This window comes from Colwellia sp. (assembly GCF_013215345.1).
Classification (GTDB): Bacteria; Pseudomonadota; Gammaproteobacteria; order Enterobacterales; family Alteromonadaceae; genus Colwellia.
The window spans coordinates 1-13,591 of record NZ_JABSOV010000014.1 but is presented as its reverse complement, the minus strand read 5'-3'; the positions used below and the strand labels follow the sequence as shown (position 1 = coordinate 13,591).

The window sequence follows — 13,591 nt, the reverse complement described above, 5'->3', positions numbered from 1 at the left end:
ATGGCGAGCATACTCATACAGAGTTGCTCGATGATCGCAGAAAAGATGAATTTGGTTTGCTAGCTTATTACTTTAACCAAGCAGAACATAAACTGAAGCATTTGGCACTGCATGATTCACTGACGGGTTTGCCTAATCGGTTATTATTTCAAGATAGGTTACAGCAGGCGGTAGCGATGGCTAAACGTCACGATCATAAATTTGCTGTCTTCTTTATGGATCTAGACAACTTCAAGATAATTAATGACACCATGGGTCATGAAGCTGGCGATGAATTACTTAAAGAAGTGGCGTTAAGGCTCGCTGGTACCGGGCGAAAAATGGATACGGTAGCAAGGTTAGGTGGAGATGAGTTTGCTTTCATTATCAATAAGGTTGATGGCATTGAAGACGCAGTGAGTTTTGCTCGTCGACTCAATCAGTTATTGAAAACACCAATAACAGTGAATGGTCACAATATTAATATGGGCAGTAGCATAGGAGTAACTATTTGTCCTGATGATGCTGATAATAGTGAGGAACTACTTCGAAATGCCGATATTGCCATGTATCAGGCGAAGGATAATGGTCGTAATACCACCTGCTTCTTTACTCGTGAGATGAATGTTAGATTGCAGCAAAACAAGGAGATTTTGACTGATTTAGCCGAGTCTTTACTGCAAGGTCATTTTGAACTCTACTATCAACCGCTCTTTACTATCGACCATAAGACACTTGTTGGTGCTGAGGCATTGATACGTTGGCATCACCCAGAAAAAGGCATGATCCCGCCGGATAAGTTTATTGCTGTTGCTGAGCAGAGTGGACTGATCAATGAATTGGGCGATTGGGTCTTGGCACAGGCATGTCGTGAAATAAAAACCTTTGTAAATGTCGGGATTGTCGATATTAAGGTAGCGATTAACATTTCACCGGTACAATTTAGACGTAAAGATTTTTTACAACATATGCTGCTAATTTTAGAGCAGCATGATGTTAGCAGCAACTTTATCGAACTTGAAATCACCGAAGGCGCGGTGATGGATAATGTTGATCAAGCCATAGATATGATGAAGGCTTTACACGATGCTGGCTTTCAGTTGGCAATGGATGATTTTGGTACCGGTTATTCCTCGCTGAGTTATTTGAAGCGCTTTCCGATTCAAAAAGTGAAAATAGATCGTAGTTTTATTACTGATCTTGAGAATGACGATGATAGTAAATCGATTGCCACTGCTATTATTCAGATGAGCCACTCATTGGGCTTAGATGTACTGGCCGAAGGTGTAGAAACAGAGGCGCAGCTGCAATATCTCCAGGGCGAAAAGTGTGATTATGTGCAGGGTTATTATACCGGCAGACCTATGCCAGCCAGCCAATTTATCGAAAAGTTTAGGCGAGCAAAGGACACTAGTCTAGCCAATGAAACGGCGGTATCAATCATAACGACTTGAGCAAAGCGCTGCTATTAAGGAACTATGGCGGCCAGCACTCCCAGATAATAAAGAATTAAGGGATATAGAGTCGATATAGGCTCTATATCCATAAAACTTCGGCTAAAGTTAATCATTCTTACATTCAATAGCCCCTAATTATTCCTAAATTAACTACTCAACAAACCCTAAAATTTAATGACAGAAGCACTCAGTTACCATTTATTTACCTGTGCTCAGCTTATTTCTATTGTGTCAGCACTTGCACCGTGTCAGTGCCTACTAGTCATCACCTTAGTGCAAAAAGGTAAAAATAGCGTAAGGCATTTATTCTAAATCCTTGTTATTCAAGTAGATAACCTTTTGGCACTTAGCTTGCTCTATATATGTCATGTTGAATAAAACCTTGCTGGCAAAAGAAGCCTTAACTTAAGTCTCAAGCAAAGCGTTTTATTCTATTCTCGCACTATTTATTTGTGCATTAAGAGTAGGATTGTCCTTATGAATTCAGATAAACAGCTGTTGAGCAAAGCTAAAATTGTTGTGGTTGGTAATGGCATGGTTGGCCATCACTTTGTTGAAGAAATGGCTAAAAATTCAGATTATGAAATAACAGTTTTATCTGCTGAATCACGATTAGCATACGATCGTGTTTATTTATCTTCATACTTTTCAGGTAAAACTGCAGAGGATCTCGCCCTGACCACACCTGAGCATTATGATGAGTTAGGGGTTATCTTCAAAACTAATGCCAAAGTAACCAATATTGATAAGTTAGCTAAAGTAGTCACTACTGAAAGCGGTGACTCTTTTGAATATGACAAACTTATTTTAGCGACTGGTTCATATCCATTTGTGCCACCTATTCCTGGTGGCGATGTTGAGCATAGCTTAGTTTACCGTACCATTGATGACTTAGAAGCGATTCAAGCTAGTGCTGACGTTAGTAAAGTTGGTGTTGTTATTGGCGGTGGTCTTCTTGGTTTAGAAGCAGCAAAAGCGGTAAAAGAGCTTGGCTTAGAAACACATGTTGTCGAATTTGCTCCGCAGTTAATGGCGGTACAGGTTGATGGCGGCGGTGGTCGTTTATTAAAAACAAAAATCGAAGAATTAGGCGTGCAAGTGCATACCTCAAAAGGCACCACTAAAATTGTAGCGGGTGATAAGCTCCGTTATAAATTATGTTTCAGCGACGATACAGAACTTGAAACAGATTTAATTTTATTCTCAGCGGGTATTCGCCCTTATGACAACCTTGCCCGTGAATTTGACCTTGAAATAGGCGCACGTGGCGGTATTGTTATTGATAACCAATGTAAAACGTCAGACGATGATATTTATGCAATTGGTGAGTGTGCCTTATGGAATAACTTTATCTATGGTTTAGTTGCACCAGGTTACAACATGGCTAAAGTTGCCGTTAAAGATATCTGTGGCGAAGAAGCTGAGTTTACCGGCGCTGATATGAGTACTAAATTAAAACTCATGGGTGTTGAAGTTGGCTCTATTGGCGACGCCCACGCTAAAACGGAAGGTTCATTAACTTATACCTATGAAAACCAGCCTGAAGGCGTTTATAAGAAAATAGTTGTTTCTGCAGACAAAACAAAAATGTTAGGTGCGGTATTAATTGGTGATACTGCTGAGTATGACTCACTATTGCAATACATGCTCAATGCTATTGACTTACCAGAAGCTCCTGAAGGTTTAATTTTACCTATGGCGGGTGATAAACCTACTTTAGGTGTGGATGCCTTACCTGATACGGCCACTATTTGTTCATGTCATAACGTTACTAAAGGCGACATTATTGCCGCGATTGATTGTGGCGCCGTTGATGTTGGTCAAGTGAAAAGCGGCACTAAAGCCGGCTCAGGTTGTGGTGGTTGTGCAGCCTTAGTTAAAAGTGTTGCCGATAACGAGTTTGAAAAACGCGGTGTTGAAGTTAAAAAAGACATTTGTGAGCATTTTGCTTATTCACGTAAAGAGCTGTTTGACATTGTCAGTGTTGAAAAAATTAAAACCTTTGATGAGCTACTTAACTCGCACGGTCGTGGTTTAGGTTGTGAAATCTGTAAACCGGTAGCAGCTTCAGTACTGGCGTCAGTTTGGAATGACTACATTCTTAAAAAGCCACATTTATCGCTACAAGATACCAATGATACTTACCTAGGCAACATGCAAAAAGATGGTACCTATTCAGTGGTACCACGTATTGCCGGCGGTGAAATTACCCCAGATAAACTGATCGTTTTAGGGCAAGTTGCCAAGAAATATAATTTATATACCAAAATTACTGGTGGCGCACGTGTAGATTTATTCGGCGCCCGTGTTGAACAATTACCACCCATTTGGAAAGAGTTAGTTGATGCCGGTTTTGAAACAGGCCACGCCTATGGTAAATCATTACGTACTGTTAAATCATGTGTTGGTTCTACTTGGTGTCGTTACGGCGTGCAAGATAGCATGACTATGGCCATCGATTTAGAAAACAGATACAAGGGTTTACGTGCCCCACATAAGATTAAATTTGGTGTCTCAGGTTGTACCCGCGAATGTGCTGAAGCACAAGGTAAAGACATAGGTATTATTGCCACCGAAAATGGTTGGAACCTTTTTGTCGGCGGTAACGGTGGCATGAAACCACGTCACGGTGATTTATTTGCCACCGATTTAGATGATGACACCTTAGTAAAATATGTTGATCGCATTTTAATGTTCTACGTACAAACGGGTGACAGATTACAACGTACTTCAGTATGGATGGATAACTTAGAAGGCGGCTTAGCTTACTTACAAGACGTTATCATGAAAGATAGTCTAGGTATTACCGATGCGCTAGAAGAGCAAATGGCGGCAATTGTTGGTAGTTATCAATGTGAATGGAAAACAACTCTGGAAGATCCTGAAGCATTGAAACGTTTCCAACCTTTTGTTAACTCTGATAAAAGTGATAGCAATATCCAATTTGTTACCGAGCGAGAGCAAATTCGTCCAGCACGTGGTGAAGAGAAAATTGCCGTAACCTTTATCACAGAAGTAGAAAGCGATACTACAGAAAAAGAAGCAGTAGCTGAAGAAGCTTAAGAGGAGCAAAAAAAAATGACTACAACAAATACAGAAAAAACATGGCGCACAATTTGTGACTCAAGTGACTTAGTAAAAGACTCAGGTATTTGCGCCTTATTGGTAAAAGATGCTAGTGAAGGCAGTAAAGGGAATGAGCAGAGAGTAGAAGAACAAATTGCTATTTTTCACCTGCCAAACAGCGAAGAAAAAATATTTGCCGTTGGCAACTATGATCCTATTGGTAAAGCCAACGTGCTTTATCGTGGCATTGTTGGCTGTATTGCTGATGAGCCTGTGGTTGCTTCGCCGTTATATAAACAACATTTTTCATTAAAGACAGGTCGTTGTTTGCAAGAAGAGCAGAGTATTGCTGTGTACGATATACGTATTGAAAACGAACTAGTGCAAGTCTTTTACTAACTTGTAGCAGAGGCTAATTTTTAGGAATTCAATATGAGTAAACTTATACCCGCTGCAGCGCTTACTTCAGTAAAAGTAGCAACAACTGAGCCGTCACTTATTCAGAGCACCTGCGCCTATTGTGGTGTTGGTTGTGGTGTTGATATTGGTATAGCCGATGGTCAAGCTACATCATTAACGGGCTCAGCTGATCATCCGGCCAATTATGGCAAGTTATGTGTAAAAGGCAGTAACTTACTCAACACCATAGATTTAACTAATCGCTTGTTAGTCCCTGAAATTTCAGGCAAGCAGGTTAGTTGGCAGCAAGCTACTGATTATGTGGCGGATAAATTCAGCGATATTATTAAAAAGCACGGTAAAGATGCCGTTGCTTTTTATGTCTCAGGTCAGCTATTGACCGAAGACTATTACTTGGCCAACAAATTGATGAAGGGTTATATCGGCTCAGGCAATATCGATACTAACTCTAGACTGTGCATGTCGTCGGCAGTTTCGGCTTATAAGCGCGCGTTTGGCGAAGACGTGGTGCCTTGTAGTTATCAAGATCTTGAGCAAACCGACTTGTTATTACTGACAGGCTCTAATGCCGCCTGGACACATCCTGTTTTATATCAACGTATTGAGCGCGCTAAAAAGATCAATCCTTTGATGAAAGTTGTAGTCATTGATCCCAGAAAAACAGCTACTTGCGAATTAGCAGATAACTTTATTCAATTAAAGCCGGGCAGTGATGGCGCATTTTTTAATGGCCTGTTGAACTATTTAAGTGAAAATGGTGGTTTAGACGCTGATTACATAGCGCAAAATACCGAAGGTTTTGCTGAATCACTTAAACTGACTGCAGCTTGGTCGGTAACGAAAGTCGCGGAATATTGCCAAGTTAGTGCGGAAGAATTAACGACTGTTTATCAGATGTTTTGTCAGAGTAAAAAGGCGCTAACCTTTTATTCTATGGGCGTTAATCAATCTTCTTCTGGCGTAGATAAGTGCCAGAGTATTATTAACTGTCATTTAGCCAGTGGAAAAATGGCTAAAACGGGTTGTGGCCCGTTTTCAATTACCGGCCAGCCTAATGCCATGGGCGGTAGGGAAGTAGGTGGCTTAGCCAATCAGCTCGCTGCTCACATGGATATTGATAATCCACTACACCAAGATAAAGTACAGCGATTTTGGCAATCACCCACCATGGCAACTAAACAAGGCGCTAAGGCCGTGGAGATGTTTGACAAAATCGCCACGGGAGAAATTAAAGCGATATGGATAATGGCCACCAATCCTATGGTGAGTTTGCCTGATCGCGACAAAATTGCCACGGCGTTGAAACAATGCGAACTCGTGGTTGTTTCCGATTGTGTTGCAGAAAATGACACCTTAGCTTTTGCCGATGTAAAATTACCAGCAACACCTTGGTTAGAGAAAAATGGCACAGTGACCAACTCTGAGCGCCGTATCTCGCGTCAACGCAATGCGGTTGCACCTGCAGGGCAAGCCAAGCATGATTGGCAAATTATCCGTGATGTGGCGCAAAGCATGGGCTTTGCTGGTTTTGATTTTGAAGCAGTTAGCGATGTTTTTAATGAACATGCCCGTTTAACCAGTTTTGAAAATAATGGTGAACGTCTGCTTGATTTGTCTGGCTTGAGTCAGTTAACGGCGCAGGAATACCATCGGTTAGCACCGATACAATGGCCAGTTAACGAGCAATACCCGCAAGGTTGTGAGCGGGTTTATGCGGATGGTAAATTCAATACCGCTACCGGTAAAGCGCAATTTATTGCCGTGAGTCCGAAGTTGCCAATACAAAGAACTTCTGAACAATTTCCTTTTGTACTGAACAGTGGCCGTATCCGTGACCAGTGGCACACCATGACCCGCACGGGAAAAACCAACAAGCTTTCGGCGCACACTGACAAGCCTTATCTTTACCTTCACCCTAGTGATGCGAAAAATCTAGCTGTCGTTGATGATGATATGCTCAACATTACTGCGAGTACTGGCCACGCGATTGCACATGTTAAGTTAGATGATAAACAGCGTGTTGGTGAGTGTTTTATGCCGATACATTGGAATAAAAGTTTTGCCTCACATGCTAATGTTAGTGCTTTATATCAAAGTATTGTTGACCCAATCTCAGGCCAAGCTGAATGTAAGCAAGGTGCAGTTGCCTTAACTAAAAAAAGCTATCAGCAATATTTAAGCTTGTACACAGTGAGTGATGTTGAACTAGCTGCAGACTTTTGGCTGAAAAATACCACGGCTTACGGTGATGCTTATCAAGCCGCGTTTGATGAACCTATTGTCGATGTCTTGTTATGGTGCCAACAGACGACAAGTTTGTCTGGAGAGTGGTTGCAATTTAATCAAGACAGTCAATCATATATAGTCTGTTTGCAAGCAGGAAAATTAATTGCTTTAGCTTACTTTTCTCAGCAATGGCCGGTGATAGAAGCTAGCTGGCTTGAACACGTTTTTAGTGAAGAAACGCTGGGATTTTCCACTATACAATCGCTGTTACTAGGCATTGCTAGTGAAGAGTTTAATCAGGGCAAGCAAGTCTGTAGTTGTTTTTCTATCGGTGAAAAAACTATTAAGCAAGCCATAAAACAAGGTTGCACTAGTGTTGATAAATTGGGTGAACAGCTACAATGTGGTACCAAATGTGGCTCTTGTAAACCAGAATTAGCTAGCTTGATCAGCCAATACCAAGCAGACCCTATTGCCGTGATAACAGATTTAGCGGCCGGATAACATTAAGGCAGCGCAACTATATTAAACAAGCATACTAGTAAAGTATAGGGTAACTTGGTTACAATACGCGCTCTTAAAAATTCTCATTGAATGGATTTATCATGTCACTCTCTGTCGTCATTCTTGCTGCGGGTAAAGGTACTCGTATGCGCTCTTCTTTACCCAAAGTGCTACATAATATAGCTGACAAACCTATGGTTGCTCATGTTATCGACAGTGCTCGTCAATTAGGCGCGAGTAATATCTACCTAGTGTACGGCTTTGGCGGGGAAGTGTTAAAAGCAACACTGACTAAAGAAAATACCGGTGAAGACTTAACATTTGTTGAGCAAGTAGAACAACTAGGTACCGGTCATGCGGTTGATCAAGCATCGCCTTTTTTAGCCGATGATGAAGATGTATTAGTACTTTACGGTGACGTGCCGTTAACTAAAGTATCTACCTTAGAGAGCTTACTAGCCGCTAAACCTGACAATGGCATGGCACTATTAACTGTGCATTTAGCTAACCCTATGGGTTATGGCCGTATTGTCCGTGAAGAAATAGCGGGCAAGCAACAAGTCGTCGGCATCATTGAGCAAAAAGATGCCAGTGCCGAGCAGTTAAAAATTAATGAAGCCAATACTGGTATTTTATTAGCTAACGGTGGCGACTTAAAACGTTGGTTAAGTAACTTGTCTAGCGATAATGCTCAAGGTGAGTATTATCTAACGGATATTATTGCTGCCGCCCATGGTGAAGGTAAAACAATAGCTACCGCTCACCCTGAAACAGAAATTGAAGTGGAAGGCGCGAATAACCGCGTGCAACTGGCCACCTTAGAGCGTGCTTACCAAGCGCGCATTGCTGAAGAGCTTATGCTTGCTGGCGCTAGTTTACGTGACCCTGCGCGCATTGATGTTCGTGGCAAGTTAACCACAGGCACTGAAGTTAGTATCGATGTAAACTGTATTTTTGTCGGTGAAGTTACACTGGCTGATAACGTACTGGTGGGCGCTAACTGTATTATTACCAACAGTACTATTGGCGAAAATGTTGAAATTAAGCCAAACAGTATTATTGAAGATGCAATCATTGAAGCGAATTGTTCGGTGGGTCCCTTTGCCCGTATTCGTCCTGGTTCAGTGATGAAACAAGACTCGCATATTGGCAATTTTGTTGAAATGAAAAATACTACTTTAGGTGAAGGCACTAAAGCAGGTCACTTATCGTATTTAGGTAATGCCGAAATTGGTCGCAAGGTAAATATCGGCGCTGGTACTATTACCTGTAATTACGATGGTGTAAATAAATCGACTACCACCATTGGTGACAATGCTTTCATTGGTTCAAACAGTTCATTAGTCGCACCGGTAACTATTGGCAAGTCAGCAACTATAGCTGCTGGCTCGGTAATTACTAAAGAAGTAGCAGAAAGTGATTTAGCCCTTGGCCGAGCAAAACAGCGTAATCTTAGTGGTTGGCAACGTCCGGTAAAAAAGAGCTAACCAGCTTGTACTAGCATAACAAAACAATTCTTTACAAAAGCGCTATTTTTAGCGCTTTTTTTGTGTTTTTTATAAGATAAGTTAGATCAGAATCAAAGTAAAAAATTGCATTATCTTTCGGTATGAAACATAATATCGATTATAGCGAAACTAAGTTGCGCAACTCGAAACTTTTCGAAACAAACTAATCATAGAAGTTAAAAATAAAATCCTATGTCTAAACGAAATACTCAACAACGTCGTCATAATATTATTGCCGATTTAAATGCCCAGGGTGAAGTGAGCGTAGACAGCTTAGCCAAGCAATTTGATACTTCAGAAGTCACCATCAGAAAAGATCTAGCGGCACTGGAAAACAGTGGTTTATTGTTAAGACGCTACGGTGGCGCAGTGGCCTTGCCTAGTGAAATTACCGAAGTAAAGACTGAGCAACTATCGCAGCAAAAATTACTGATTGCCAAAAAAGCTGCCATGCTTATTCGTGATCACAACCGTATTATTATCGATAGCGGCCAAACTACATCGGCTTTAGTCAGTGAGTTAGCCCATAAAAAAGGTTTAGTGGTAATGACCAATGCCTTGAGCATTGCTAACGAGATTCATGCCTTAGAAAATGAGCCGACATTATTGATGACCGGAGGCACTTGGGATGCTAATTCAGAGGCGTTTCAAGGGCAAGTTGCCGAGCAAGTATTACGCTCTTATGATTTTGACCAACTCTTTATTGGTGCCGATGGTATTGATATTAACCGTGGTACTACTACCTTTAATGAATTAATCGGCTTAAGCCGTGTTATGGCTGAAGTGGCTCGCGAAGTTATCGTGATGGTTGAGTCGGCGAAAATAAGCAAAAAAATCCCTAATTTAGAACTAAACTGGCAGCAAATTCATACAGTGATCACCGATGATGGTCTCTCAGAAGAAATGCGCACAGCCTTAACGGAGCAAGGCGTAAAATTAATTATCGCCAAGGGCTAACTTAAACAAGCTATTCAAGTTAGTTAAGCTCAAAACTAATAATAGTAATCAAATATGAACAATGAAAAGGAATCAATATTATGTGTGGCATAGTCGGCGCAGTAGCCCAACGCGATGTAGCAGATATTTTAGTAGAAGGTTTAAAGCGATTAGAGTATCGCGGTTATGATTCTGCCGGTGTTGCAGTGATCAATAATAATAACAAACTTTTTACCACCAAACGTTTAGGTAAAGTAAAAGAGCTTGATCAAGCGCTTACCGAAACCCCGTTAGCTGGTGGCACAGGTATTGCGCATACTCGCTGGGCTACCCATGGTGCACCAAGCGAAGTGAACGCTCACCCGCATGTATCAAATAATACTATCGCGGTAGTACATAACGGCATTATTGAAAACCATCAAGCTTTACGTACCCAGCTGCAAGGCTTAGGTTACGAATTTTTATCGCAAACCGATACTGAAGTAATTACCCACTTGGTTCATCATGAACTAAAAACCAGTGCTAGTTTACTCGAAGCGGTACAAAAAACTGTTAAACAACTTGAAGGTGCTTATGGCACAGTTGTTATGGATAGTCGCGATCAAGACAATCTTATTGTTGCTCGCTCAGGTAGCCCATTAGTGATTGGTTATGGTTTAGGTGAGAACTTTATTGCCTCTGATATCATGGCTCTATTGCCAGTAACTCGTAAATTCTCTTACCTTGAAGAAGGCGACGTGGCGCTAATTAGTCGCTTTGAAGTGAAAATTTATGATATTGATGGTAAGCCAGTAGTACGTGAAGCGAAAGAAGTTAGCGTATCTCACGATAGTGGTGACAAAGGTGAATACCGTCACTACATGCTAAAAGAAACTTACGAGCAACCGACGGCTATTCGTAATGCCTTAGAAGGCCGAGTCGTTGGTGGCGGTATAGATATCAATACCTTTGGCGAAGGCGCTGACGAGATATTTAAAAACGTAGAACATATACAAATAATTGCCTGTGGTACCAGTTACCATTCAGGCATGGTAGCAAGATATTGGTTAGAAGAATTGGCCGGTGTTTCATGTAATATTGAAATTGCCAGTGAATTTAGATACCGCAAATCGTTTGTGCCGAAAAACTCGCTATTAGTTACCATTTCACAATCAGGTGAAACCGCAGATACTTTAGCTGCGTTACGTTTAGCGAAAGAGATTGGCTACAAATCAAGCTTAGTTATTTGTAATGTGCCGGGCTCATCATTAGTACGTGAATCTGATTTAGCCTTTATGACTAAAGCGGGCGCTGAAATTGGCGTAGCGTCAACTAAAGCTTTCACTACACAACTTGTTGGCTTATTAATGATGACCGTAGCCATTGGCCAACATCATGGTTTGACTAAAGAAAAACAAGCCGAAATTTGCCAATCATTAATGTCATTACCGGCAAAACTTGATGAAGTACTAGCACTGGCCTCTTCAATTGAAGACTTAGCAGAAGACTTTGCCGATAAAAACCATGCACTATTTTTAGGCCGTGGCGATCAGTACCCAATAGCTATGGAAGGAGCATTGAAGCTGAAAGAAATTTCATATATTCATGCTGAAGCTTATGCTGCGGGCGAACTTAAACATGGTCCATTAGCGCTTATTGATGCTGAAATGCCGGTAATTGTCGTCGCGCCAAAAAATGATTTAATTGAGAAACTTAAATCAAACGTTGAAGAAGTACGTGCCCGTGGCGGTTTAATGTATGTCTTCGCCGATAGCGATGCTAACTTTGCTAGCGATGACACCATGAAAGTTATTGATGTGCCAGTGTGTGATGACATTATCGCGCCAATCGTTTACACCTTACCATTACAGCTACTTTCTTATTATGTAGCGATAATCAAAGGTACTGATGTTGACCAACCTCGTAACTTAGCAAAATCAGTTACTGTTGAATAAGCCATTTAAAATGGAATGGTAACATTTGTGGCTGCTAAATAAAGATGGAATCATCTCAGCGTGAACTAAAGCGACTTACTCTTTGAGTAGTCGCTTTTTTATTGCCTTGCTCGAAGAGATTACTTTTAAAAGGACTTAGTTAGTAACCTTTAATATGTACACTTAAGTTTTATTATTTAATTGTTAAACTTATTTGCAGTAATACCAATTCCAATAAGTTTCTTCTTACTCAGCGAGAGTTAAAAGGCTTAGAGGCAAGGCATTGATTGTAGATAATGGTTATTCCCTTATCAAAATCAATAACGTAGCATGTAAGCCTTTTAAACTCGCCCTTTGGGAGCTTTCCAGCGATTAGATAACCGCACAGAATTTCTTTCATATAGAGTGACTATATGCAAAAAAATTCTATTTGTTCTCAAACCGCAGGCAAGCTCTGAGTGGGAATAAACTTTATGGACTTGGTATATAATAAATGGTTAAAGTTAAGCAAATATTTTGCATTGCAACCGCTGGTTGACAAAATAACAACCGAGCTTGCTAGTCTGCAACTACTGAATTTCCTATGCTTGCCGCTCAATTATAGTTGATAGAGTAAAAATAATGATATTAGCAGATAAGATTATCAAATTAAGAAAGCAATCAGCTTGGTCGCAGGAAGAACTGGCTGAGAAGATGAATATTTCGAGACAGTCTGTCTCTAAATGGGAAAGTACAAATAGCATACCTGATTTGAATAAAATAATTATGTTAGCGGATATTTTTGACGTTACCACTGACTTTTTACTGAAAGATGAATACGAGACTTTTGATTCCGTAACAGAAAGTAAAGAGCCGAGCGTTACTCAAATTACTTTAGAGCAGGCACTAAAATATGTTGAAAATAAAATGGCTGCTTCTAACTTAGTTACTAAGGGAGTGATGTTTTGTTTATGCTCAGTAGTACCACTATTTTTCTTTTTAGCCATGGCTGGAACAAATAAGCTAAACATAACAGATGACTTAGCCGCAGGGTTTGGCATATTAAGTATATTGATAATGGTGTCTGTAGGGGTGAGCTTTTTTATCAAAACCAACCAATATGAAAAGGAAATGGTAGTAATAGAGACTGAGCATTTTGAACTAGCTTATGGTGTTCATAGCGTGATTCAAGAAAAACTACAACAGTTTTTACCTCGCTATAACTTAAGGCTATCAATAGCTATATTCTTGTTTATCGTCAGCATTATGCCGTTAATTTTTGCTAATATGTTTTTTGAAAGCGAGGCAATTACTTTTATGATGCTGATTTTACTTCTTTTCATCATAGCTACAGGAATCTATATTTTAATCCCTGTATCCACCAAGTTCGACGCCTATAATAATATCCTCAAAGACAATGCCGAAACAGAAAAAGGTAAGCGTGCAAAACGCGCAGAAAAACTAGCGGCATTCTATTGGCCGTTGCTAACAGCCATATTCCTTGGCTGGAGTTTATGGACCATGAATTGGGGAGTTACCTGGATCATCTGGCCTGTAGGGGCGGTACTTTTTGCAGCATTAGTGGGATTAATGGAGTTAATGG

The 13,591-nt window shown here is 40.6% G+C and carries 8 protein-coding genes; all 8 read left to right on the top strand.

Annotation, left to right across the window (positions count from 1 at the left end; translation table 11 throughout):
- The coding region (locus tag HRT50_RS02795) for an EAL domain-containing protein (RefSeq protein WP_291611128.1) at positions 1 to 1,433 on the top strand (1,433 nt) is incomplete at its 5' end.
- Between the two features lie 480 nt (positions 1,434 to 1,913).
- Entirely contained in the window at positions 1,914 to 4,499 is a 2,586-nt protein-coding gene (nirB, locus tag HRT50_RS02790) for a nitrite reductase large subunit NirB (RefSeq protein ID WP_291611126.1), read from the top strand.
- A 15-nt stretch (positions 4,500 to 4,514) separates the two neighbouring features.
- Entirely contained in the window at positions 4,515 to 4,901 is a 387-nt protein-coding gene (nirD, locus tag HRT50_RS02785; protein ID WP_291611124.1) for a nitrite reductase small subunit NirD, read from the top strand.
- A 33-nt stretch (positions 4,902 to 4,934) separates the two neighbouring features.
- The gene (locus tag HRT50_RS02780; RefSeq protein WP_291611122.1) at positions 4,935 to 7,652 is read left to right on the top strand and encodes a nitrate reductase; all 2,718 of its coding nucleotides are present in this window, start codon (positions 4,935 to 4,937) and stop codon (positions 7,650 to 7,652) included.
- Positions 7,653 to 7,753: 101 nt separating this feature from the next.
- The gene (gene glmU, locus HRT50_RS02775) at positions 7,754 to 9,139 is read left to right on the top strand and encodes a bifunctional UDP-N-acetylglucosamine diphosphorylase/glucosamine-1-phosphate N-acetyltransferase GlmU (protein WP_291611120.1); all 1,386 of its coding nucleotides are present in this window, start codon (positions 7,754 to 7,756) and stop codon (positions 9,137 to 9,139) included.
- A 213-nt stretch (positions 9,140 to 9,352) separates the two neighbouring features.
- Positions 9,353 to 10,117 (top strand): DeoR/GlpR family DNA-binding transcription regulator, encoded by a 765-nt coding sequence (locus tag HRT50_RS02770; protein WP_291611118.1) that lies wholly within the window; start codon positions 9,353 to 9,355, stop codon positions 10,115 to 10,117.
- An 80-nt stretch (positions 10,118 to 10,197) separates the two neighbouring features.
- Entirely contained in the window at positions 10,198 to 12,030 is a 1,833-nt protein-coding gene (gene glmS, locus HRT50_RS02765) for a glutamine--fructose-6-phosphate transaminase (isomerizing) (RefSeq protein WP_291611116.1), read from the top strand.
- A 600-nt stretch (positions 12,031 to 12,630) separates the two neighbouring features.
- The coding region (locus tag HRT50_RS02760) for a helix-turn-helix transcriptional regulator (RefSeq protein WP_291611114.1) at positions 12,631 to 13,591 on the top strand (961 nt) is incomplete at its 3' end.